The sequence below is a fragment of the Microbacterium sp. Yaish 1 genome (assembly GCF_002245215.1).
Classification (GTDB): domain Bacteria; phylum Actinomycetota; class Actinomycetes; order Actinomycetales; family Microbacteriaceae; genus Microbacterium.
Window position 1 is genome coordinate 173,041 of sequence record NZ_NPMR01000002.1, and the last position, 24,391, is coordinate 197,431.

The 24,391-nt window shown below is 68.6% G+C and carries 21 protein-coding genes; 19 read left to right on the top strand and 2 right to left on the bottom strand.

The window, feature by feature from the left end:
- Positions 1–98 precede the first annotated feature (98 nt).
- The 15 genes from CI089_RS09875 (at position 99) to CI089_RS09945 (ending at position 17,755) form a co-directional block, all read left to right on the top strand.
- Complete coding sequence (locus CI089_RS09875) at positions 99–1,028, top strand: ABC transporter permease (RefSeq protein WP_023950495.1); 930 nt, start codon at positions 99–101, stop codon at positions 1,026–1,028.
- On the top strand, positions 1,018–1,968 hold the full coding sequence (locus CI089_RS09880; protein ID WP_023950496.1) for an ABC transporter permease: 951 nt from the start codon (positions 1,018–1,020) through the stop codon (positions 1,966–1,968). The genes CI089_RS09875 and CI089_RS09880 overlap by 11 nt, the downstream gene beginning before the upstream one ends.
- A complete protein-coding gene (locus CI089_RS09885; protein ID WP_071918046.1) occupies positions 1,965–3,689 on the top strand; it encodes a dipeptide ABC transporter ATP-binding protein in 1,725 nt (574 codons plus the stop codon). The genes CI089_RS09880 and CI089_RS09885 overlap by 4 nt, the downstream gene beginning before the upstream one ends.
- Before the next feature lie 11 nt (positions 3,690–3,700).
- Positions 3,701–4,255, top strand: coding sequence for a PH domain-containing protein (locus CI089_RS09890; RefSeq protein ID WP_094261445.1), 555 nt, complete (start codon positions 3,701–3,703; stop codon positions 4,253–4,255).
- 271 nt (positions 4,256–4,526) lie between these two features.
- The gene (locus CI089_RS09895; RefSeq protein ID WP_094261446.1) at positions 4,527–6,251 is read left to right on the top strand and encodes an ABC transporter substrate-binding protein; all 1,725 of its coding nucleotides are present in this window, start codon (positions 4,527–4,529) and stop codon (positions 6,249–6,251) included.
- A 112-nt stretch (positions 6,252–6,363) separates the two neighbouring features.
- Positions 6,364–7,884 (top strand): ABC transporter permease, encoded by a 1,521-nt coding sequence (locus CI089_RS09900; protein ID WP_094261447.1) that lies wholly within the window; start codon positions 6,364–6,366, stop codon positions 7,882–7,884.
- Positions 7,881–8,924 (top strand): ABC transporter permease, encoded by a 1,044-nt coding sequence (locus tag CI089_RS09905; protein WP_064956512.1) that lies wholly within the window; start codon positions 7,881–7,883, stop codon positions 8,922–8,924. The genes CI089_RS09900 and CI089_RS09905 overlap by 4 nt, the downstream gene beginning before the upstream one ends.
- Complete coding sequence (locus CI089_RS09910) at positions 8,921–10,576, top strand: ABC transporter ATP-binding protein (protein WP_094261448.1); 1,656 nt, start codon at positions 8,921–8,923, stop codon at positions 10,574–10,576. The genes CI089_RS09905 and CI089_RS09910 overlap by 4 nt, the downstream gene beginning before the upstream one ends.
- Before the next feature lie 109 nt (positions 10,577–10,685).
- Entirely contained in the window at positions 10,686–12,599 is a 1,914-nt protein-coding gene (typA, locus tag CI089_RS09915) for a translational GTPase TypA (protein ID WP_094261449.1), read from the top strand.
- Positions 12,600–13,474: 875 nt separating this feature from the next.
- Positions 13,475–14,200: an AzlC family ABC transporter permease gene (locus CI089_RS09920; protein WP_094261450.1), complete on the top strand. Its 726-nt coding sequence runs from the start codon at positions 13,475–13,477 to the stop codon at positions 14,198–14,200.
- Complete coding sequence (locus CI089_RS09925; protein WP_094261451.1) at positions 14,197–14,511, top strand: AzlD domain-containing protein; 315 nt, start codon at positions 14,197–14,199, stop codon at positions 14,509–14,511. The genes CI089_RS09920 and CI089_RS09925 overlap by 4 nt, the downstream gene beginning before the upstream one ends.
- Before the next feature lie 9 nt (positions 14,512–14,520).
- Positions 14,521–14,922: a histidinol dehydrogenase gene (locus CI089_RS09930; RefSeq protein WP_094261452.1), complete on the top strand. Its 402-nt coding sequence runs from the start codon at positions 14,521–14,523 to the stop codon at positions 14,920–14,922.
- Between the two features lie 9 nt (positions 14,923–14,931).
- Positions 14,932–15,258 carry a ferredoxin gene (fdxA, locus tag CI089_RS09935; protein WP_094261453.1) on the top strand — a complete coding sequence of 109 codons (327 nt, stop codon included), beginning with the start codon at positions 14,932–14,934 and terminating at the stop codon, positions 15,256–15,258.
- Positions 15,255–16,361: a succinyldiaminopimelate transaminase gene (gene dapC / locus CI089_RS09940; RefSeq protein WP_094261454.1), complete on the top strand. Its 1,107-nt coding sequence runs from the start codon at positions 15,255–15,257 to the stop codon at positions 16,359–16,361. The genes fdxA and dapC overlap by 4 nt, the downstream gene beginning before the upstream one ends.
- 101 nt (positions 16,362–16,462) lie before the next feature.
- Complete coding sequence (locus tag CI089_RS09945) at positions 16,463–17,755, top strand: citrate synthase (RefSeq protein ID WP_094261455.1); 1,293 nt, start codon at positions 16,463–16,465, stop codon at positions 17,753–17,755.
- A 520-nt stretch (positions 17,756–18,275) separates the two neighbouring features.
- On the opposite strand, the gene ppk2 is transcribed toward CI089_RS09945, so the two are convergent.
- The gene (gene ppk2, locus CI089_RS09950) at positions 18,276–19,079 is read right to left on the bottom strand and encodes a polyphosphate kinase 2 (protein ID WP_179223308.1); all 804 of its coding nucleotides are present in this window, start codon (positions 19,077–19,079) and stop codon (positions 18,276–18,278) included.
- Positions 19,080–19,172: 93 nt separating this feature from the next.
- Between ppk2 and CI089_RS09955 the strand changes: the two genes are divergently transcribed.
- Positions 19,173–20,780 carry an L-lactate permease gene (locus CI089_RS09955; RefSeq protein ID WP_094261456.1) on the top strand — a complete coding sequence of 536 codons (1,608 nt, stop codon included), beginning with the start codon at positions 19,173–19,175 and terminating at the stop codon, positions 20,778–20,780.
- A gap of 25 nt (positions 20,781–20,805) precedes the next feature.
- Here the strand turns inward: CI089_RS09955 and dapD are convergent, their stop codons facing one another.
- Complete coding sequence (gene dapD, locus CI089_RS09960; protein ID WP_094261457.1) at positions 20,806–21,756, bottom strand: 2,3,4,5-tetrahydropyridine-2,6-dicarboxylate N-succinyltransferase; 951 nt, start codon at positions 21,754–21,756, stop codon at positions 20,806–20,808.
- Between the two features lie 44 nt (positions 21,757–21,800).
- Between dapD and dapE the strand changes: the two genes are divergently transcribed.
- The 3 genes from dapE (at position 21,801) to CI089_RS09975 (ending at position 24,339) form a co-directional block, all read left to right on the top strand.
- Positions 21,801–22,877 (top strand): succinyl-diaminopimelate desuccinylase, encoded by a 1,077-nt coding sequence (dapE, locus tag CI089_RS09965; protein WP_094261458.1) that lies wholly within the window; start codon positions 21,801–21,803, stop codon positions 22,875–22,877.
- Between the two features lie 10 nt (positions 22,878–22,887).
- Positions 22,888–24,093 (top strand): hypothetical protein, encoded by a 1,206-nt coding sequence (locus tag CI089_RS09970; RefSeq protein WP_094262445.1) that lies wholly within the window; start codon positions 22,888–22,890, stop codon positions 24,091–24,093.
- A gap of 72 nt (positions 24,094–24,165) precedes the next feature.
- On the top strand, positions 24,166–24,339 hold the full coding sequence (locus tag CI089_RS09975) for a DUF3117 domain-containing protein (protein ID WP_023950528.1): 174 nt from the start codon (positions 24,166–24,168) through the stop codon (positions 24,337–24,339).
- Positions 24,340–24,391 lie beyond the last annotated feature (52 nt).

Sequence of the window (24,391 nt, forward strand, 5' to 3'; positions counted from 1 at the left end):
ATCGAGTACGGTGTCCGGGGCGCATTCGCGTCCCGGACACCGTGCTGACCGGGGCCTCTCGCCCTCACTACCCGAACCCATTTAGGAACTATTCGTCGATGCTCTGGTTCATCGGTCGGCGGCTGCTGCAGCTGATCCCCGTCTTCTTCGGGGCGACCCTTCTCATCTACGCCCTCGTCTTCCTCTTGCCGGGAGACCCGATCGCCGCCCTGTACGGCGAGCGTCAGCCGTCTCCCGCCGTCATCGAGGCGGTGAGGGCGCAGTACAACCTCGACAAGCCGTTCATCGTGCAGTACTTCCTGTACATCGGGGCGCTGCTGCAGGGTGACTGGGGCACGACGTTCTCGGGGCGCCCCGTCATCGACGTCATGGCTCAGGCGTTCCCCATCACGCTGCGACTGGCCGTCCTCGCCCTCGCGATCGAAGCGTTCTTCGGGATCGTCGTCGGTCTCATCGCCGGCCTGCGCAAGGGCAAGCTCTTCGACGCCACCGCCCTGGTCGTCAGCCTGCTCCTCATCTCCGTGCCGACCTTCGTCATCGGTTTCGTTCTGCAGTACATCCTCGGCATCCAGCTCGGATGGTTCCGAACCACCGTCAGTGCCGGTGCGCCCTGGAACGAGCTCCTCCTGCCGGCGATCGTGCTCGCGACGGTCTCGTTCGCGTACATCGTCCGCCTCACCCGTTCCTCCGTCGCGGAGAACCTCTCGGCCGACTTCGTCCGCACGGCGACGGCCAAGGGCCTCAGCCGCCGTCGCGTCGTCACGGTGCACGTCCTGCGCAATTCGCTCGTCCCGGTGGTGACCTACCTGGGCGTGGATCTCGGATCGCTGATGGTCGGCGCGATCGTCACCGAGAGCATCTTCAACATCAACGGCGTCGGCGGCACGATCTATCGCGCCATCACGATCGGTGAGGGACCCACGGTCGTGTCCTTCGTCGCCATCATGGTCATCATCATCATGCTGGCGAACCTGCTCGTCGATCTCCTGTACGCCTGGCTCGACCCGAGGATCCGCTATGCCAAGTAATCTCCGCCGGAATCAGGAACACTTCGTCGCTCCCGAGGAGGAGACGCCGCTCCAGGCGATCGACGCCGTCTCGACCGATGACAAGCCGCGCACGGTCTGGAGCGACGCGTGGCAGTCGATGCGCCGCCGGCCCATGTTCTGGGTCTCCGCCGTGCTCATCGTGCTGATCCTCGTCGTCGCGATGTTCCCCGGGCTCTTCTCGCCCGTGTCGCCGACCGCGAACTGTCAGCTGGCCGACAGCAACGCCGGGCCGCGTGCCGGACACATCTTCGGATTCACCCGCCAGGGATGCGATGTCTACGCCCGCGTGATCTACGGCACGCAGTCGTCGGTCATGGTCGGCTTCATCGCGACGCTCATGGTCACGATCTTCGGCTCGATCGTCGGCGCCCTCGCCGGATACTACGGCGGCATCCTCGACGCGATCCTGTCGCGCGTGGCGGACATCTTCTTCGCCATCCCCACCGTGCTCGGTGCCATCGTCTTCATGTCGGTCGTGCCCGACCGGACGCCGCTCGTCGTCGCCCTCGTGATCGCGGTCTTCGCGTGGCCTCAGATCGCTCGCATCATGCGCGGCGCGGTCCTGACGGCGAAGCAGGCCGACTACGTCGTGGCATCCATCGCGCTCGGCGTCTCGCGCTGGCGCGTGCTGCTGCGTCATGTGCTGCCGAACGCGATCGCGCCCGTCATCGCCGTGGCCACGGTGTCGCTCGGAACCTTCATCGTCGCCGAGGCGACCCTGTCGTTCCTCGGCATCGGCCTGCCCGGGACGGTGATGAGCTGGGGCAACGACATCAACTCCGCGCGCCAGTCGCTCACCACGAGCCCCATGGTGCTGATCTACCCCGCCGCCGCTCTGTCGGTGACGGTCCTGTCCTTCCTCATGCTGGGTGACGTCGTGCGCGATGCCCTCGACCCGAAGGAGCGTGCGCGCCGATGAGCGACACCACGTCCTCGGATGCCACGCCGCTGCTGGACATCCGCAACCTCCACGTCGGGTTCCAGACGAAGGCCGGACTCGTCCCGGCCGTCCGCGGCGTCGACCTGACGATCTACCCGCGCCAGTCGGTCGCGATCGTCGGCGAGTCCGGCTCCGGTAAGTCCACGACGGCGCAGGCGATCATCCGTCTGCTGCCGGGCACCGGGCGCATCACCGACGGCCAGATCATGTTCGAAGGCCGCGACCTCGCGGCACTGTCGAACCGCGAGCTGCAGGCCGTGCGCGGAGCGCAGATCGGCTATGTCCCGCAGGATCCCATGTCGAACCTCAACCCGGTCCTGACCGTCGGGTTCCAGGTGCGCGAGGCTGTCCGCTCGAACCGTAGCGCGACCGGTCGCGCCGCGGTCCGCGACCGTGCCGTCGAGGTCCTCACCGAGGCGGGGCTGCCCGACGCCGCCGACCGGATGCGGCAGTACCCGCACCAGTTCTCCGGCGGCATGCGTCAGCGTGCCCTCATCGGAATCGGTCTGTCCGCGCGCCCGAAGCTCCTGATCGCCGATGAGCCGACGTCGGCCCTGGACGTCACCGTGCAACGCCAGATCCTCGACCACCTCGGCACGCTCACCACGGACTTCGGCACCTCGGTGCTGTTCATCACCCACGACCTCGGCCTGGCAGCCGAGCGGGCCGAGCACCTGGTCGTGATGTACCGCGGTCGCGTGGTCGAGTCGGGTCCGTCGCAGGAGATCCTCGCCGATCCCAAGCACCCCTATACGAAGCGACTCGTGTCCGCGGCCCCGAGCCTCGCCTCACGTCGCATCCAGGCGGTGCGCCACCACGAGGACGTCGACGTCTTCGGCGCGGGGGAGCAGTTCCTCGCCCGCGCCGAGGAGCGCGAGGCCGAGGCGGAGGCGGTCGCTGCGCGCAGCGATTTCATCGACATCCGCAACGCGCGACGTGTCTACAAGGTGCGCACCGGCGGCCTCTCGTCCAAGCAGATCGTCGCGGTCGACGACGTCAGCATCCAGGTGGCGAAGGGAACGACGACCGCGATCGTCGGAGAGTCGGGGTCGGGTAAGTCCACGCTCGCCAAGCTCTTCCTGCAGCTGGAGCAGCTGACGTCGGGCGAGATCCACTTCGACGGCAAGAAGCTCGGCGGGCTCAGCCGCGCCGAGGAGCTCGCTTTCCGCCGCCGGGTCCAGCCGGTCTTCCAGGACCCGTACGGCACCCTCGACCCGCAGTACAGCGTCGGCGACACGATCGCCGAGCCCATGCGGGTGCACAAGTTCGGCACCCAGAAGGAGCGGTCGGCCCGGGTACGCGAGCTGCTCGACCAGGTGTCGCTTCCGGCAGCGGCGAAGGATCGCTATCCGAGCGAGCTCTCGGGCGGTCAGCGTCAGCGCGTCGCGATCGCGCGCGCCCTCGCGCTCAAGCCCGACGTGCTCGTCCTCGACGAGGCGGTCTCGGCCCTCGATGTGCTGGTGCAGGGGCAGATCCTGAACCTGCTGACGGAACTGCAGACGGAGCTCGACCTGACCTATCTGTTCATCACCCACGACCTCGCGGTCGTGCGTCTCGTGGCCGACAACGTCTCGGTCATGCGACGGGGTCGCCTGGTCGAATCGGCGACGACCGACGAGGTCTTCGACCGCTCGACCGAGGAATACACGCGCGAACTGCTCGCGGCCATCCCCGGCGCCGGATTCCAGTTCGGCGTCTGAGCCTCCGCAGTATGCGCAAGACCTACCGGCCGGCGTCGGCGACCATCGCGGTCGCCGGCGCCGGCCTGCTCGGCGTCTTCCTCCTCGGCGACGCGTTCGTCCGGGGCGGCGTCGTGCAGGGACTGCTGCTGGCACCCTGGGTCCTCCTGGCGGTGTGGATGATCTACACGCTGCTCTACGCGCCGTTCATCGCGACCGACGAGAGCGCGATCGTCATAGCGAATCCGCTCAGGGTCACGCGTGTGCCCTGGCCGTCGGTCGCCGATATCCGATTGCGCTGGCAGGTCACCGTCGACACCGTCGATGGCCGCTCCATCTCCGCCTTCGGCGGTCCGTCACCCAGCAGGCCGTCCCGTGTCGGCCGTGGCGCCTGGTCCAGCGTCCGCGAAGAAGCGGAGCGGATGCCGACCGCCGTCCGCGAGCTCGAGGAGATCCGCTCGGCGTGGGAGGAGCACGCGCCCGAAGCCCCGAACGAGGCGATCACCGCCAAGTGGAACCGCGCGGTCGTGGTGCCGCTCGCCGTCATCGTGCTCTGGGCTGCTGTCGCACTCGCTTTCGGCGGCTGAACCGGATCCTGCGCTGCATCATCCCCGCATCGTCTGCCGGCACGCGGGTTCCGGACTGCCTATGTGCTCAGCCGGCGTAAGCCGCGGTGAGCAAGGCGTACGCCGATCGCGGCATGCGTAGGACACATTTTGCTAACGAACTCGTTTCGCGCAACACGTTGGAAACGAACGCACGCAAGGGTAGTGGTCATCTGAACTCGGCGACCGTGTCGCTGAGCGGGGAGCGGAAAGGTCTTCCGTCGCCCGGATCATCAAGAGAACAGGAGTGGGAATGCGTTTCACGCGTATCTCCATGGCGGGCGCGAGCGCCGCTGCCCTGGCGCTCGTCGTCGCCGGCTGTGCGCCGGCGGACGGCGGCGAACAGGAGACGACGACGGCGAGCCAGTCCATCGCCGTTTCGGTCGGTCCGAACGACTTCATCAGCTACAACGGCTTCACGCCCGAGACGTACTCGACGTACAACTCGGCGATCGTGGACCGGCTCCTCGCGGGCTTCAGCTACTTCGACGAGGTCGGCGCCATCCAGCCGAACACCGATCTGGGCTCGTACGAGCTGATCTCGGAAGACCCGATGGTCGTCGAGTACACCATCGCCGACGACGCGAAGTGGTCCGACGGCACGCCCATCACGGTCGCCGACGCCGTTCTCGCCTGGGGCGTCCAGAACCCCAACCTCGCCGGTGCCGAGGGCCCGCTGTTCAACTCGGTCTCGCAGGACCTCGGTGACACCGTCCCCGCCGGTCCGCAGGGCGACGCCGACGCCAAGTCGTTCACGGTCGAGTTCGCGGCGCCGGACCCCGACTGGCAGATCCAGACCTGGATGCTCAGCCCGGCGCACGTCGTCGCCGAGCAGGGCGGCCTGTCGACCGAGGAGCTCGTCGAGGCCATCCGCGGCGGCGACGCCGCCGCCCTCGCCGACGCGGCCGAGTTCTGGAACACCGGATGGAACACCGCTCCCGGCACGCTGCCGGACGAGGCGCTCATCCCCAGCTCCGGTCCGTACGTCCTCTCGTCGTGGGAGGCCGGCCAGTCGGTGACCCTCAAGCGCAACGAGAACTACTACGGCGAGCCTGCGGCCAACGACGAGCTCGTCATCCGCTTCGTCGCGCAGGACGCCATGGTCCAGGCGCTGCAGAACGGTGACCTCGACGTCATCGCCCCGCAGCCCTCGGTCGACACCGTCTCGCAGATCGAGGAGCTCGGCGACGCCGCTCAACTTCTCACCGGCCAGACGCTCACCTGGGAGCACCTCGACTTCAACTTCAAGGGCAACGCGTCGCTCGCGAACAGCCTCGAGCTGCGTCAGGCGTTCGCGATGTGCGTGCCGCGCCAGCAGATTGTCGACAACCTCATCAAGCCGGTCAGCTCGGATGCCGAGGTCATGAACGCTCGCGAGGTGTTCCCGTTCCAGGAGAACTACGACGAGGTCGTCTCGGCCGCGTACGACGGCCGCTACGACGAGCCCAACCTCGAGGAGGCCAAGGCTCTCGTCGACGCTGCCGGCGCCGCCGGCACCGTCGTCCGCATCGGCTACTCGGCGCCGAACCCGCGTCGTGCCGACGAGGTCGCCCTCATCAAGTCGTCCTGCGACCAGGTCGGCTTCGAGATCCAGGATGTCGGCAACGCCGACTTCTTCCAGCCCGGTGGTACCCAGGAGCGCGGCGACTACGACGTGGCTCTGTTCGCCTGGGCAGGCTCCGGCCAGATCACGTCGGGCCAGAACATCTACGCCACCGACAAGCCGCAGAACTACGGCGGCTACTCGAGCCCGGTCGTCGACCAGGCCTGGGAGACGCTCGTGACGAGCCTCGACGAGTCGGTCCACCTCGAGCAGACGAAGATCATCGAGAAGCAGCTGTGGGATGACCTGTTCGGCATCCCGCTGTTCGCCCACCCCGGTGTCGACGCTGCTGCCGCCGACATCGAGAACGCTCAGCACTCGGTGGGCCAGAGCGGCATCATGTGGAACGCCGAGAAGTGGTCGCGCGCAGAATAAACGTATTCTGTCTCTGACACGACCAGAGTGTGGGCCGTCGCTGCGGTGACGGCCCACACTCCCGTGAGGGGCACACGTGTGCCCCGCGTACGACCAAGGGACCTCGACTTCCGTGCTGAAATTCATCATCCGCCGTCTGGCGGCAGCGGTGGGCATCATGCTCGCCGCATCCCTCTTGATGTACGTCCTGACGATCAACTCCGGCGACCCGCTCGCCGACCTGCGAGAGAGCAACGCGGACAACCGCGAGCAGTTGATCGCTCGGCGTATCGAATACATGAACCTCGACCAGCCCTGGTTCCAGCGCTACCTCACCTGGCTCCTGGGTGCGAGCAAGTGCTTCATCGGGCAGTGCGACCTCGGACTCACCCGACAGGGCGTCGAGGTCTCCACGCTCGTGGGACAGGCAGCGGCCTCGACGCTGAGGCTCGTCCTGCTCGCCACGATCCTGGCGCTGATCATCGGTGTCGCGATCGGCATCATCACCGCCATCCGGCAGTACTCGGGCCTGGACTACGCCGTGACGTTCCTCACCTTCCTCTTCTTCTCGCTGCCCGTCTTCTGGGCTGCGGTGCTCTTCAAGGAGTACCTCGCGATCGGGTACAACGACTGGATCCGCGATCCGGAGCTGACGCCGATACAGATCATCCTGATCGCCGTCGTCATCGGGTTCGTCGTGCAGGTGCTCGGCGGCGGCTCGCTGAAGCGGCGGGCGATCACCTTCGCCGTCACCGCCGCGGTCCTGGGGGCAGCGCTGCCCCTCATGCTGGCGACCAACGCGTTCCGCGAGCCGCGCCTCACCATCATCGGCGTGGCCGTGCTCACTGTCCTGCTCGCACTCAGCGCGACGGTGGCGTCGGTGGGGCTGCACAACAGGCGGGTGCTCGTCATCGGTCTGGCGAGCGCGGGACTCGTCGTCGTCATGCACCTGGCGCTGACGAACGTGTTCATCTACTACATGAACTGGGGCGTCCTCGCCGGCGGTGCGCTGCTGGCGATGATCGTGCCGTTCCTCATCGGGCGGTTCTTCGGCGGGCGCTTCCGGGGGCCGGCTACGGTCGTCGCATTCGTCACGATCTTCGGCGGTGCCCTCCTGACGGTCGTGGACTCGCTCTTCCGCGTGTGGCCGTCGTTCCTGCAGCGCAAGCCGCGCCCCATCTCGACGATCGGCGCGCAGACGCCGAACTTCGACGGGACGTTCTGGCAGACCTTCCTCGACATCGGCACGCAGATGCTGCTGCCGACCCTGCTGCTGACCGTCATCTCGTTGGCGTCGTACAGCCGCTACACGCGGACATCGATGCTCGAGGTGGGCAACCAGGACTTCATCCGCACGGCGCGGGCGAAGGGCGTTCCCGAGCGGCTGGTCATCTTCCGCCACGCGTTCCGCAACGCCCTCATCCCGATCGCGACCATCGCGGCGTTCGACTTCGCCGGACTCATCGGCGGTGCCGTGGTCACGGAGCAGGTCTTCGGATGGAAGGGCATGGGCGACCTGTTCGCGACAGGGCTGCGCGAAGTCGACCCGAATCCCGTGATGGCCTTCTTCCTCGTGACCGGCCTCGCCGCGATCGTCTTCAACATGCTGGCGGACATCTTCTACGCCGTCATCGACCCGAGGATCCGAGTATGACGAACCCGAACGACAACGTGCCGACCACGACGTCGGTCCTCTCGGTCGCGGAGGCCGAGGACGCTGCGCTCGCGAAGAGCACCGCCGCACCCCGCTCACAGGCCCGCATCGTGTGGGGGCGCTTCCTGCGGCACCGCGCGGCGACGATCTCCGCGGTGATCCTGATCTTCCTGACGCTCTTGAGCTTCACCTCGGTGGGCTTCTTCGGCATCCCGGGATGGTGGCCCCACGACTACCGCGCCGCGGGCGACGTCGTCAACGGGGGCGCCCCGACGCTGAGCCTGATTCCCGAGTGGCTCGGCGGCGACGGCATCCGGATCGGCGAGCATCCGTTCGGCCAGGAGAACACCGGCAAGGACTTCTTCGCGCTGACGATGATGGGTACGCAGCGGTCGATCCTGCTCGGTCTCGTACTCGGCATCTCGTCCACCGTCATCGGAAGCGTCATCGGCGCGGTCGCGGGCTACTACCGCGGCTGGGTCGACTCGGTCCTGATGCGCATCACCGATCTGTTCATCGTGATCCCGCTGCTCGCCCTCGCGGCCGTCGTGGGTCAGATCGCGGGGAACATCGGCAAGAACCCGATCGTGCTGGCGTTCATGCTCTCGTTGCTGACGTGGACGGGACTCGCCCGCCTCGTGCGCGGCGAAGTGCTGTCGCTGCGCGAGCGCGACTTCGTCCTCGCGGCTCGTGCCTCGGGTGCCGGGGGAGCACGCATCATCTTCCGCCACCTCATGCCGAACGTCGTGGGCGTCATCGCGGTCAACGCGACGTTCGCCATTGCGGGCGCCATCCTGCTCGAGAGCTCGCTGTCGTACCTCGGATTCGGCGTCGTCCCCCCGGAGACCTCGTTGGGCCTCCTGATCAGTCAGTACCAGGGCAGCTTCACCAGCAGACCGTGGCTGTTCTGGTGGCCGGGCATGATGATCCTCGCGATCGCCCTGTCCATCAACTTCCTGGGCGACGGCATCCGCGACGCGTACGACCCGCGCCAGTCGCGCAGCGTGCGTCGCGAGATCAAGAGGAGGAACCGCGCATGAGCGTCACCGCCACGCGTACCGCACTGAAATTCACCGACCTTTCGGTCACGTTCCTCACCGGCTCGGGCGACGTCGACGCTGTCAAGCGCATCTCGCTCGAGGTGCGCCCCGGCGAGGTCGTGGCTGTGGTCGGCGAGTCGGGTTCCGGCAAGTCGGTGACCTCGCTGGCCGCGATGGGTCTCCTGGCCGAGAACGCCATCACCCGGGGATCCATCACGGTCGGCGAGACCGAGGTGATCGGGCTTCCGAACGAGCGGATGCGCAAGCTCCGCGCCAGCGAGATCGCGATGATCTTCCAGGAGCCGATGACGGCGCTGAACCCGGTGCTGACGATCGAGCGTCAGCTCACCGAGATCTTCGAGCTCCACGACGTCGCGTACGGCGAGGACGCGCGTGACCGGTCCATCGGCCTGTTGCGTGACGTGGGCATCCCCGAGCCGGAGCGACGCATCAAGCAGTACCCGCACCAGTTCTCGGGAGGCCAGCGTCAGCGCATCGTCATTGCGATGGCGATCGCTCTCGATCCGAAGGTCATCATCGCGGACGAGCCGACCACCGCTCTCGACGTCACGGTCCAGGCCGAGATCCTCGATCTGCTGCGGCGTCTGAAGGACCACCGCGATGCGGGCATCCTGCTGATCACGCACAACATGGGCGTCGTCGCCGACATCGCCGACCGCGTCGCGGTGATGTACCGCGGTGACCTGGTCGAGGTCGGCGACGTGGAGGACGTCCTCACCCGGCCCCAGCATCCCTACACGAAGAAGCTCCTCGCCGCCGTTCCCCGCCTCGACCCCGAGCTCACCACTCGAGCCGCAGGCGGCGCCACGCGCGACGTGGTGCTGGAGGCGAAGGGACTCGTCCTCGAGTACGCCGGGCGCGGCAAGACCTTCCGCGCTGTCGAGGACGTCTCGTTCGACCTCGCCGCCGGCGAAGTCCTCGGTATCGTCGGCGAGTCCGGCTCGGGCAAGTCAACGATCGCGCGCGCCGTGCTCGGGCTGATGCCGGTCGCGGACGGGACGCTGAGTCTCGGCGGACGGGACCTCGCGAAGCTGCGCGGGCGCAAGGCGAAGAACGTGCGGCGCGACATCGGCGTCGTCTTCCAGGACCCTGCGGCATCCCTCGACCCGCGGTTCCCGATCGGCGACTGCATCATCGAGCCGATGGCCATTCACCGTGTCGGCACCAAGGCGGAGCGGCTCGACCGCGCCCGCGAGCTGCTCGACGCCGTGCGGCTGCCGCGCGACGTGCTCGAGCGGTACCCGCACGAGCTGTCGGGTGGTCAGCGTCAGCGCGTCTCGATCGCGCGGGCGCTCACGCTGCGGCCGAAGCTCTTCGTCGCCGACGAGCCGACGTCGGCGCTCGACGTGTCGGTCCAGGCCGCCGTGCTCGACATGCTGAAGGAGCTGCAGGAGACGTACTCGTTCGCCTGCATCCTCGTCAGTCATGACCTCGCCGTCGTCGACCAGCTGTCGGACCAGATCCTCGTGCTCAAGTCGGGGCGAACGGTCGAGCAGGGGTCGACGTCGCGCGTCCTGCTGCAGCCCCGCGAGGCCTACACCCGGGAACTTCTGGCCGCCTCCCCGGTCCCGGATCCGATCGAGCAGCGCCGCCGCCGCGAGGAACGCCGGGCCGCTCTCGACGCATCCTGAGGCTCGGACTCCGACCTCCTCGCAGGCGCCCCGCGAACTCGCAGGGCGCCTGCGTTAAACTGTCCCGTCGGCATCCCGACGTTTTCCCTTCATCCTGAGGACCCCCTTCATGGCGCATGCCCTTCGTCCTGACCTCCGCAACGTCGCGATCGTCGCGCACGTCGACCACGGCAAGACGACGCTCGTCGATGCCATGCTCCGCCAGACCGGCTCGTTCGGCGACCACGCGCACGTCGAGGAACGTGCCATGGACTCCAACGATCTGGAGCGCGAGAAGGGCATCACGATCCTCGCCAAGAACACGGCGATCACCTACAACGGCATCCACACCGAGGTGCCGGTGACGATCAACGTCATCGACACCCCGGGTCACGCCGACTTCGGCGGCGAGGTCGAGCGCGGCCTCTCGATGGTCGACGGCGTCGTGCTGCTCGTCGACGCGTCGGAGGGTCCGCTCCCGCAGACCCGCTTCGTGCTGCGCAAGGCGCTCGAGGCGAAGCTGCCCGTCATCCTGCTGGTCAACAAGACCGACCGACCCGACGCCCGCATCGCCGAGGTCGAGGAGGAGGCTCACGACCTGCTCCTGGGCCTCGCCGGCGACCTCGTCGACGACGTGCCCGACCTCGACGTCGACGCGCTGCTCGACGTGCCCGTCGTATACGCCTCGGGCCGCGCCGGCGCTGCGTCGCGCAACCGGCCGGCCAACGGCGAACTGCCCGACAACGAGGACCTGGAGCCGCTGTTCGAGGCCATTCTCGAGCACGTGCCCGCGCCGTCGTACGACGACGAGGCGCCGCTGCAGGCCTGGGTCACCAACCTCGACTCGAGCCCCTTCCTCGGCCGCCTCGCGCTGCTGCGCGTGTTCAACGGCACGCTGAAGAAGGGCCAGACGGTCGCGTGGGTGCGCCACGACGGCTCCCACTCGAACGCACGCATCACCGAGCTCCTCAAGACGAAGGCGCTCGACCGCTTCCCGGCCGAGTCCGCCGGCCCCGGCGACATCGTCGCGATCGCGGGCATCGAGGACATCACGATCGGTGAGACCATCGCCGACCCCGAGGACGTCCGTCCGCTCCCGGCGATCACGGTCGACGACCCCGCGATCTCGATGACGATCGGCACCAACACGTCGCCGCTGATGGGCAAGGTGAAGGGCCACAAGCTCACCGCGCGCATGGTCAAGGACCGTCTCGACCGCGAGCTCATCGGCAACGTCTCGCTCAAGGTCGTCGACATCGGGCGCCCCGACGCCTGGGAGGTGCAGGGCCGCGGCGAGCTCGCTCTCGCGATCCTCGTCGAGAACATGCGGCGCGAGGGCTTCGAGCTCACCGTCGGCAAGCCCCAGGTCGTCACGCGTCGCGACGAGAACGGCAAGCTCACCGAGCCGTTCGAGCACCTGACGATCGACGCCCCCGAGGAGCACCTCGGCGCGATCACGCAGCTCATGGCGGCCCGTAAGGGTCGCATGGACACCATGACGAACCACGGCACCGGCTGGGTCCGCATGGAGTTCGTCGTCCCGTCGCGCGGCCTCATCGGCTTCCGCAGCGAGTTCCTCACGATCACGCGCGGCACCGGTATCGCGAATGCCATCTCGCACGGCTACGACGAGTGGGCGGGCGCGATCTCGACCCGTCAGAACGGCTCGATCGTCGCCGACCGCTCGGGTGTCGTCACCCCGTTCGCGATGATCGCCCTGCAGGAGCGCATGAGCTTCTTCGTACAGCCCACCGAAGAGGTCTACGAGGGCATGGTCATCGGCGAGAACTCGCGCGCCGACGACATGGACGTCAACATCACGAAGGAGAAGAAGCTCACGAACATGCGTTCGTCGACCTCGGACTCCTTCGAGTCGATGACGCCGCCGCGCGTTCTGACGCTGGAGGAGTCGCTCGAGTTCGCACGCGACGACGAATGCGTCGAGGTCACCCCCGAGAAGGTGCGCATCCGCAAGGTCGTGCTCGATGCGACCGAGCGCGGCCGCGCCGCGTCGCGCGCGAAGCGCCAGGACGCCAACGCCTGATCCGGCTTCCCGAAGCCTGCCCACGACCCCGGAGCGCCGATCCTCGGCCTCCGGGGTCGTGGCGTCTGGAGCCTTCGGAGCGAGTTTCGCCGGTCTAGCCGAAACCCTGCGAGCGCGTTCTCCGTGGCTGCCAGGAGGACTGTGACTTCCAGTTCGCCGACGCGTGTTTCGGTCGGGATGACATCTGATAGCGCGCTTCTCGCTTCATGGCCCGGCGTCCGCTCACCGGTTAGTGCGCTTCATATCACTGTCGGCAACCGTTCGCTAGAGGTGCCGAACCCGATAGCAACATGCCTATTGCACTCGCGTGCGAAGTCGGATAGACAGGTTTCATGAGAAAATGGATGAAGCGCAAATCTGCAGCCACTCTCACGATCGCCCTCCTCGCCGCAGGTATCGTTTCCGGAGGAGCGATCTCAGCGTCCGCTGAGAATCGCTGGCCGCCGGTGACGCGTGGGTGCGGGAACCAGGCTGTCGAGCTCTACTGGAATAGCACTGGCACTGTCGACTTGTACTCGTGGAAGAGCAATCAGGTCGGCTTCGAGGGGTTCCCTACGAATCTGCGCGGTTCGTGGAGCACCTCGGGTAACCATAGCTACAACTTCGGGCCCGGAACGCACACCTTCGGATTTGGTCAGACTTCGGGAACGATCAATTCGTGGGGTGTTCGATGCGTGAATCACTGGTGATACGAAGGGGTATTCGTTAAAGCCGGATATGTGATATTTGGCGACGCTAAGGGTCTCATTGCAAGATGCCAATGAGGCCCTTAGCCGTTTTTCGCACCAGAGGCGTCATGCCTTACTCAAGGGCGGCATCCGGGGTCGTGGCTTTCATGTCGATCGCCGTCGCGGCCGGTGGATAGCATCGTGGTGATGGAGCAGGATGCCGCGACGCGGCGCGCGTGGCGCGATGGGATCGGCGTGGCGGTCGCGACGAGTGCCTACGGCGTGTCGTTCGGTGCGCTCGGGGTCGCCGCGGGCCTCGACATCTGGCAGACCTGCGTGCTCAGCCTCGTGATGTTCACGGGAGGTTCGCAGTTCGCCTTCGTCGGCGTGATCGCGACCGGAGGGTGGTCGGCCCTTCCCGCCGCCATCGCCTCCGCGGCGCTGCTCGGCGTGCGCAACGTCGCGTACGGCCTGCGGATGGCCCCGGTCGTCGCCGGGAGCATCGCGCGGCGATTGACCGCGATCCCGTTCACGATCGACGAGTCGACGGCTGTCGCACTGGCGCAGTCGAGCGCTCGCGCACGCCGCATCGGCTTCTGGGTGACGGGTGTGGGCATCTACCTCGGGTGGAACCTCTTCACGCTCCTCGGTGCACTGCTCGGCGACGTCCTCGGCGATCCGCGCACCTACGGGCTGGATGCCGCCGCCGCGGCGGCGTTCCTCGCGCTGCTGTGGCCTCGGCTGCGCCGGCTCGAGGCGGTGGCCGTGGGGGTCGCCGCGGGCGTCGTGGCCGGCGTGGCGACACCGCTCACGATGCCCGGGATCCCCGTGCTCATCGCCGGGGCCGTGGCGATCGTGGTCGCCGCGGCGATGCCCGGTCGACGCCTGTCGCGGGTCGACGACGAGACGACGACGGCGGGGGAGAAGCCGTGACCCCGTGGACCGGCATCCTCGTCGCGTCGATCATCTGCGTGGCGCTGAAGGCGCTCGGCTACCTCCTGCCGCCGCGCTGGTTCGACGGGGAGCGAGCGCAGCGCATCATCGACCAGTTGACGATCGCTCTGCTGTCGGCCCTCGTCGTGGTCCAGACCCTGGGTGCGGGAGCTGCGATCGTCGTGGACGCCCGCGTGCCCGCCGTCGCGGCGGCTGCCGTCCTGCTCGCGCTGCGCGCGCCGTTCCTCGTCGTGGTCGCGGTGGCCGCCCTGGTGGCGGCGGCGCTTCGGGCGTGGGGCTGGGCCGCCTAGACTGGCCCGGTGAATCAGACCTGGTCCCGGGCGGCGGGGTGGCTCGTCGCGGCGATCGCGGGCGGCGTCTACGGCGTCGCGGGGACCATCACCCAGGCATACGTGTGGGGCGCGGTTCCCGTCGGGCTGATCGTCGCGGTCGCCGGCATCACGGCCCTCGTCGCGGGGCTGCGACTGCTCACGAGCGACCGTTGGACGGCGCTGGCCTGCGGGCTCGGAGCCCTCGTAGCGACGGTCGTCTTCTCGGGGCGAGGACCCGGCGGCTCGGTCGTGGTCCCGGCTCCGCCGGAGGGCCAGCTGAGCACGGGCCTGATCTGGACCTTCGCGGTTCCGATCATGGTGGCCATCGTCGTGGGCTGGCCATCGTTCGCGGGCGTGCGCACGGCGGCCGCCCCTGATCGCACGAACTAGACTCGTCGTGTGACTTATGTGATCGCCCTCCCGTGCGTGGACGTGAAGGACCGCGCCTGCATCGACGAATGCCCCGTGGACTGCATCTACGAGGGCGAGCGCTCGCTCTACATCCACCCGGACGAGTGCGTCGACTGCGGCGCGTGCGAGCCGGTGTGCCCGGTCGAGGCGATCTACTACGAAGACGATCTGCCCGCCGAGTGGCAGGACTACTACACCGCGAACGTCGAGTTCTTCGACGACCTCGGCTCGCCGGGGGGCGCCGCGAAGGTCGGCGTCATCGCGAAGGACCACCCCCTCGTGGCCGCGCTGCCGCCGCAGGGGGAGGGGCATTGAGCGTCCGCGACCTCGCCGATTACCCCTGGGACGCCGTCGCGCCCTACGCAGAGCAAGCCCGTCGCCATCCCGGCGGCATCGTCGATCTGTCCATCGGGTCGCCGGTCGACCCGACACCCGAGGTCGTCGCCCGCGCGCTGCGCGAAGCGACCGACGCGCACGCGTACCCGCAGACCGTCGGCATCCCGGCACTGCGCGAGGCGATCGTGCGGTGGTACGACCGCCGCCGCGGTGTGACGGGTCTGGCGCCCGACAACGTGCTGCCGACGATCGGGTCGAAGGAGCTCGTCGCTCTCCTGCCGCTGCTCCTCGGCCTCGGTGCGGGGGATGTCGTCGTGCATCCGCGCGCCGCCTACCCGACCTACGAGGTCGGAGCGCGTCTCGTCGGAGCCACGCCGGTGGCGGCGGACGACCCCGCCGACTTCCCGGACGGCACGCGGCTGGTGTGGGTCAATTCACCGGGCAACCCCGACGGTCGCGTTCTCGACGTCGCGGCGCTCCGGCAGTTGGTGGCCCGCGCCCAGGAACTCGGAGCCGTCGTCGTCTCGGACGAGTGCTACGCCGAACTCGGGTGGGACGGACCTTGGGCGCACGACGCCGTTCCCAGCATCCTCGACCCGCGCGTCAGCGGCGGCGACGTCGCGGGCCTGCTCTCGGTCTACTCGCTCAGCAAGCAGTCGAACCTCGCCGGCTACCGCGCCGCGTTCCTCGCGGGAGACGCGACGATCGTCACGAGGCTGCTGACGGCGCGCAAGCACCTGGGCCTCATGCTGCCGCTGCCCGTGCAGCACGCGATGGCCGCCGCGCTCGGCGACGACGATCACGTCGCTCGACAGAAGGACCTGTACCGGCGCCGTCGCGATGTCCTGCGTCCCGCGCTCGAGCGGGCGGGCTTCCGCATCGATCACAGCGAGGCCGGCCTCTACCTCTGGGCGACCGCCGGCGAGGATGCCTGGCGGACGCTCGGCCGGCTGGCCGAGCTCGGCATCCTGGCCGGCCCGGGGCACTTCTACGGAGCACATTTCCCGCAGCATGTGCGCTTCTCGCTCACGGCGTCGCAGGAGCGGATCGAAGCCGCCGCCGCACGCCTCGCGGATTCGTAGGTTTCCCCCTACTGATCCGCTGATCCTTTGGCGCCGTACGGAGTAGGCCCGTGCGCCCGATAGGCTGTAATGACCGCACCGGACGATCGCAAGGAGGCTTCGTGAACGACACGGGCACCCCGCAGAAGGCCACCGTCACCATCGGTGACCGCACCGCCGAATTGCCGGTGCTGCACGGAACCGATGGAGTTCCGAGCGTCGACTTCTCGACGTTCACGAAGCAGACGGGGCACACGAGCCTCGACTACGGCTTCGTCAACACCGCGGCCACGCGGTCGGCCATCACCTACATCGACGGCGACCAGGGCATCCTGCGCTACCGCGGCTACCCGATCGAGCAGATCGCCAAGCACTCGACCTACCTCGAGGTCGCGTGGCTCCTGCTCTACGGCGACCTGCCGACGGCAGACGAGCTGGCCGATTTCGACGACCGCATCCGCCGTCACACGCTGCTGCACGAGGACCTCAAGCGCTTCTTCTCGTCGCTGCCCCACACGGCGCACCCGATGTCGGTGCTCTCGGCGGCAACGGCAGCCCTGTCGACGTACTACGAGGACCAGTCCGATCCGAACAACCCCGAGCACGTCGAGCTCAACACGATCCGGCTGCTGGCGAAGCTGCCGGTGATCGCCGCGTACGCGCACAAGAAGAGCGTCGGACAGGCCTTCCTGTATCCCGACAACTCGCTGAGCTTCGTCGACAACTTCCTGCGCCTGAACTTCGGCGTCCTGGCCGAGAACTACGAGGTCAACCCGGTCGTCTCGCGCGCGCTCGAGCGTCTGCTCATCCTGCACGAGGACCACGAGCAGAACGCGTCGACGTCGACGGTCCGCCTGGTGGGATCCACCGGCGCGAACCAGTTCTCCTCGATCTCGGCCGGCATCAACGCCCTCTATGGCCCGCTCCACGGCGGGGCGAACGAAGCGGTCCTCGACATGCTCGCGCGCATCCGCGACTCCGGCGAGAGCGTCGAGCGTTTCGTCGCCCGGGTCAAGAACAAGGAAGACGGCGTGAAGCTCATGGGCTTCGGGCACCGCGTCTACAAGAACTACGACCCGCGCGCGAAGCTCGTCAAGGAGTCGGCGGACGAAGTCCTCAACGAGCTCGGCGTCGTCGACCCGCTGCTCGACCTTGCGAAGGAGCTCGAGGAGATCGCCCTGAGCGACGACTACTTCCGCGAGCGTCGCCTGTACCCGAACGTCGACTTCTACACCGGCGTCATCTACAAGGCGATGGGCTTCCCGACCCGGATGTTCACGCCTCTGTTCGCGATCGGCCGGCTGCCCGGCTGGCTCGCGCACTGGCGTGAGATGCAGAACGACCCGCAGACCAAGATCGGCCGTCCGCAGCAGCTGTACATCGGCTCGGCGGAGCGGGACTACCCGACCTCCTGAGCCAGCGCTCGACGCAGACGAAAGGCCGGCACGTCACAGCGACGTGCCGGCCTTTCGCATGCGGTCGCGGTGCGGTCGGCCGGTCCGGATCCACGCCGCGACGCGGGCTGTGCCCGGCTCGACCTCGGGTGGCGTGTCGCCGGGCCGCCGTGCCGCCAGCAGGCTGGATCGCGCTACTCAGCGCCCGGATCGGTCTGCAGTGCAGCCGAGCCTGTTGGCGGCACGGCTGCAGCACCGCTGAAGCCCCAGCTCTGACGCTCGCGCCGTGTCACGCCGGGGCGCTTCCCCGCCGGACGTGCGTCGGCAGCGTCCCGGCCGAACCCGGACGCGCCCCGGTCGCGCCCCGGTCGCTCGTCCCGTCCACAGGCTCGCGGTTCCCACGGAGGCCCGGATAGCTCGCTGAACCGCGCTGAGCCTGTGGACGGGACGGCATCTCGGCGCGGTCGGCCGTGGCGGGACCGGAGCGCGGGCGGTGCGGGGCGCGAACCCTACGCTCCCGTCGATCCCGGCACTGCGCGTGTCACTTCTCGATCAGCGTCGCGGCGTAGTCGGGCACGTACCCGTCGAGCTGCTGCGGCGGCCGGTCGTATCCTCCGGACGGCGGGCGCGGCGGGATCTCGATCTCGGGCCGCTCGACGACCTCGTACGGGATCTGCCCGAGCAGATGGTGGATCATGTTGATCCGGCCCCGGCGCTTGTCCTCGTTGTCGACCTCGTGCCAGCGCGCCTCCGGGATATCGGTGTGCACGAACATCGTGTCCTTCGCCCGCGAGTAGTCCTCCCACTTCGTGATCGACAGGACGTCGTTGGGGGAGAGCTTCCACCGCCGCATCGGGTCCTCGTTGCGCGACCGGAACCTCTTCTCCTGCTCGACGTCCGACACGCTGAACCAGTACTTCAGCAGCAGGATGCCGTCCTCCACGAGCATGCGCTCGAAGATCGGCGCCTGGTGGAGGAAGCGGTGGTACTCCTCGTTGGTGCAGTAGCCCATGACGCGCTCGACCCCGGCGCGGTTGTACCAGGACCGGTCCATGAGGACGATCTCGCCGGCGGCGGGCAGGTGCGCCACGTACCGCTGGAAGTACCACTGCGAGCGCTCGCGCTCCGTCGGCGCGGGAAGGGCGACGATCCGCGCGACGCGGGGGTTGAGATACTCGGCGACGCGCTTGATCGTCGACCCCTTGCCCGCGGCGTCCCGTCCCTCGAAGATCACGACGATGCGCGCCCCGGTGGCCTGGACCCAGGCCTGCATGTCGACGAGCTGCGCCTGGAGCCGCCGCAGCTCGGCTTCGTACACCTTCTTCGGCAAACGGTCATCGGGCATCGCGCCACCTCCTGACGTGAGCATACGCCCCCCTCGCGCCCGCCTCCGGGCCGGTCTAGGGTGGGCCGCGACGGACGAGCAGGGGAGCGACGCATGTGGGTGCAGACGACGGATCCGCTCGGTTCGCTCGCGCTGTCGGCACTGGTCGCCGCCATCCCCATCGTCGTCTTCCTCGTCGCGCTCGTCGGGTTCCGCCTCAGCGGTCTCCTCGCCGGTGTCATCGCTCTCGTCGCGCAGCTGCTGGTCGCCGCGCTCGGATTCGGGATGCCGCTCACCGCAGTCGGGGGTGCCGGGCTGCTCGGTCTGCTCAACGCCATCTGGCCGATCGCCTACATCATCGTGATGGCGGTCTGGCTCTACAAGCTCGCCGTCGCGAGCGGGCGGTTCGACGTCATCCGTTCGTCGATCGGCGGGATCTCGACGGACCAGCGGATCCAGGTGCTCCTCATCAGCTTCGCGTTCGGCGCGTTCCTCGAGGGTGCGGCCGGTTTCGGTGTGCCGATCGCCATCTGCGCGGCCCTCCTGGTCCAGCTCGGCTTCCGGCCCCTGCGGGCGGCGATGATCTCGCTCGTCGCCAACGCGGCCGCCGGGGCGTACGGCGCCATCGGAATCCCCGTCATCGTGGGCGCCCAGGTCAGCGGCCTCGAGGTGCAGGAGCTCTCCCGCGCGATGGTGCTCGTGCTGCAACCGCTCACGGTGCTCATCCCGTTCCTTCTCGTGATCATCCTGGACGGCGTGCGCGGGCTGCGCGAGACGTGGCCCGCCACACTGCTCGTCACGATCGTCTTCAGCGGTGTGCAGGCGGGCGTGCTGTGGTTCCTCGGCCCCGAGCTCGCCGACCTCGGCGCGGGACTCGCCGCGATGGTCGCGCTCTTCCTTCTGGGGCGGGTGTGGCAGCCCCGGCGGGTTCACCGCGAGGTCGGCGCGCCCGAGCCCGAGCAGCACCACGCGAGTCTGCGCGAGGTGATCGCGGCATGGAGCCCGTTCTACATCCTGACGGCGGTGATCCTCGTCTGGAGCCTGCCGGTGTTCAAGAACCTGTTCGCGTCGGGCGGGCCGCTGTCCGCGCTGGTGTTCGCGGTTCCGATACCCGGGCTCACCGGCAGCGTGCAGACCCCCGGCGGCGATGTCGTCACGGCGACATGGAGCTTCACGCCGATCAATGCGACGGGCACGGCGATCCTGCTGGCGGTGATCGTGTCGTTCTGGACGACGCCGCGTCTGCGCGCGGCCGACCTGGTCTGGACGCTGGCGGAGACGGTGCGCGGCCTCTGGCGCGCCCTGCTGCTGATCGCCATCATCCTCGTCCTCGCCAATATCGCGAACTACTCCGGAGGCTCGGCTTCGATGGGGACGGCGCTGGCGGCGGTGGGCCCGCTCTTCCCGCTCCTCGCGCCCATCATCGGATGGATCGGGGTCTTCCTCACGGGCTCGGTCGTCAACAACAACACGCTGTTCGCGCCGCTCCAGGTCGCCACCGCGGAGCAGATCGCCGTCGACCCCGCCCTCCTCGTCGCCGCGAACACCGCGGGCGGCACCGCGGCGAAGGTCATCTCACCGCAGTCGATCGCGATCGCCGCGGGCGCGGTCGGGCTGGCAGGACGCGAGTCGGAGATCCTGCGGGCATCGCTCTGGTACAGCCTCGGGATACTCGCCGCCGTCTGCCTCTGGGGCGGGCTGCTCTCCGTTCTGCTGCTCTGAGGGGCCCGCGGGTCTCGCGGCGCGGTCAGGCGTGCAGGGCCTCGTTGAGGGTGACGCCGACGCCAGCTCGGCGGACAGCCTCGATCGCCCCGGTCAGCGAGTTGCGGCGGAAGAGGATGCCGTCGCGGCCGGAGAGCTCCGCGCCCTTGACGGTCGGACGCGCCCCCGAGGCCGTGGCGGGTTCGTCCGCCAGCACGATCTTCGAGCCCGCGGTGACGTACAGGCCCGCCTCGACGACGCAGTCGTCGCCGAGCGAGATGCCGATGCCGGCGTTAGCGCCGAGCAGCGTGCGGCGACCGATCGACACCCGGTGGCTGCCACCGCCCGACAGCGTGCCCATGATCGATGCGCCGCCGCCGATGTCGCTGCCGTCACCCACGACGACACCCTGCGAGATGCGGCCCTCGACCATCGAGGCGCCCAGGGTGCCGGCGTTGAAGTTGACGAATCCCTCGTGCATCACGGTCGTCCCCGGCGCCAGGTGCGCGCCCAGGCGCACGCGGGAGGCATCGGCGATGCGCACTCCCGGAGGAGTCACGTAGTCGAGCAGGCGCGGGAACTTGTCGAGACCGTGCACCTGGATGCCATCGCGCTGCAGCAGTGGACGACGGCGGGTGGCCTCGTCCGGGTGCATCGGACCGGCTGTCGTCCACGCGACGATCGGCAGGTGGCTGAAGATCCCGTCGAGGTTGACCGTGTTCGGTGCTGCGAGGCGGTGGGAGATGACGTGCAGGCGCAGGTACGCATCGGGCGTCGAGGCCGGCGCGGCGTCGAGATCGATCGAGACGGTGATGGCCTCGACCGTCACCCCGCGGCGCTCGTCGTCCGCGGCCATCGGGGCCCAGGTGACCATGGCCGCTGCCGATTCCGCGGCAGCAGGCGTTCCGAGCGCGGGCTCCGGGAACCAGGTGTCGAGTGTCGTGCCATCGCTGCTCGAGGTCGCGAGTCCCACGCCCCATGCCCACCGTTCGCTCATGCCTCCAGATTATCGGTGCGGCCGTCGCCGATAGAATCGGCGGCATGCCTGAGCTCGATCTGACCGTCTCCAGCGCCGATCTGACCCGGGCCGTGTGCGACATCCCGAGCGTGTCGGACGACGAGACCACCCTCGCCGACGCCATCTTCGCCGCCGTCTCGTCTCTGACGCACCTCGAGGTCGTCCGCGACGGCGACACGATCGTCGCGCGAACTCAGCTCGGCCGTGCGCAGCGCGTCGTCATCGCGGGCCACATCGACACGGTGCCCGTCAACGCGAACCTCCCCGTGCGCGAGGTCGTCGAGGACGGGGAGACGTTCCTCTGGGGGAGGGGCACCGTCGACATGAAAGCGGGCGTCGCCGTGCAGCTGAAACTCGCCGCGGAGCTCACCGATCCGCGGGTGGACATCACGTGGATGTGGTACGACCACGAGGAGGTCGCTGCGGAACTCAACGGCCTCACGCGGCTGGCGGCGAACCGCCCCGACCTGTTCGCGGGCGACTTCGCGATCCTCGGCGAGCCGTCCAACGGGCAGGTGGAGGGCGGCTGCAACGGCAATCTCCGCGCGATCGTGCGAACGCACGGCGTGCGCTCCCACAGCGCCCGCGCGTGGATCGGCGACAACGCGATCCACCATGCGGCCCCGATCCTGCAACGTCTCGCCGACCACACTCCCGCCGATGTCGAGGTGGAGGGTCTCGTCTATCGCGAGGGCCTGAACGCAGTGCGCATCTCCGGGGGCATCGCGGGAAATGTCATCCCCGACCTGTGCGAGGTCGAGGTCAACTATCGCTTCGCGCCGAGCCGCACTCCCGACGAGGCGGTCGGGATCGTCCGCGACTTCTTCGCGGGCTTCGAGGTGGAGGTCGTCGACCTCGCCGGAGGGGCGCGGCCGGGGCTCGACGCACCTCTCGCGCAGGAGTTCGTCGCCGCGGTGGGCGCCGAGCCGCGGCCCAAGTACGGCTGGACCGACGTTGCGCGGTTCTCAGCGCTGGGCGTGCCGGCCGTCAATTACGGGCCGGGCGACCCCTCGCTCGCGCACCACGACCAGGAGCGGGTGCCCGTCGCGCAGATCGATGCCGTCGAGCGCGGCCTGCGCGCCTGGCTCGCGGTCAGGTGACCCCGCGAGCATGAGATCGCTGCGCCGAGCCGCGATCGCGCTGCCGCCTGCCGGTGCAATCGCACTGGTCTACCTCGCCTCGCGTGCGGTCACGACCGCCTTCCTGCTCGGCGCGGCCGCACTGAGCGGACCGGAGTCTCGCTTCGGCGCCGATGCGTCGCTCGGCACCTTGACGATGGGGTGGGATGCGCAGTGGTACTGGCTTATCGCGTTCAGCGGCTATCCCGCCGAACTGCCGCTCGACGCCGCGGGCAACGTCGCCCAGAACGCCTGGGCGTTCATGCCGGTGTACCCCGCCATCACCGGTGTCGCGGGCTGGATCGTGGGCGGATTCCCCATCGCCGCGCCGCTGGTGTCGGCAGCAGCGGGATACCTGGCGTGTCTGGTCCTGTTCGCTCTGCTGCGGCGACGCATCGGTCGAGGTGCCGCGATGTGGGCGGTGGTCTTCTTCAGCTTCGCCGGCCCCATGGCCGCGCTGTTCCAGCTCGGCTACGCCGAGTCGCTCTTCCAGCTCTGGCTGCTCCTCGCCCTTCTCGCGGTCGAGCGGCGCCGCTGGTGGTGGCTGTATCTGTGGATCCCGCTCATGGCCTTCACCCGCCCGGGCGTCCTCGCCTTCGCACTGATGCTCGCCCTCTACGGGATCTGGCGTTGGACGCGGCGCGCGCACGACGAGCTGCCGCCGCGTGAGATCGGCCACATCGTGGCCGGAGGACTGCTCGCCGCCGGATGCGGGTTCGCCTGGCCCGTGATCACCGGCGTCGTCACCGGCGAGCCGGGCGCGTACCTGCAGACCGAGCTGGCGTGGCGACGGTCCTGGATCGGCGATCATGGCGGCTTCGTGCCCTTCGACGGCACGGTGCAGGCGGCGTTCCTGTGGTCGCGCATCTGGGGCGTGCCGGCGTGGGTGTGCCTCGTGGGACTCACGACGATCGTCGTCGTCGCGGCGCTGATGCTCATCGCCGACCGTCGGGTGCGGCGGCTGGGGGTGCCGATCCGGCTCTGGTCGGGGGCGTACCTGCTCTACCTGCTGGCGGTGTTCTTCCCGCAGTCGAGCACGTTCCGCCTTCTCGTTCCGCTGACCCCGCTCTGGGGCGCTGTCGCGCTGCCCCGCGCGCGATGGTGGCGGCTCGGCGTGCTGCTGATCGGAGCAGCCGCGCAGTGGTGGTGGATCTACACCATGTATGCCCTGGGAAGCACCTTCGCTCAGATTCCCTGAGGCGGTGTCCGCGTCGTGGCCGCGCTGCACGATAAACTCTTCAGGTAGTCCTCATGACGAAAGGGAGCCGCGATGGCAGCCATGAAGCCGCGAACCGGAGACGGACCGATGGAGGCCGTGAAGGAGGGGCGCCTGATCATCGTGCGTGTCCCCCTCGAAGGCGGAGGGCGTCTGGTCGTCTCGGTCAATGATGAAGAGGCCAAGGAACTCCACAGCGTGCTGAGCGGAGTCGTCGGCGCCGCCTGACGACGACGATGCCACGCGAAACGGCCGGTCCCGATGGGGCCGGCCGTTTCGT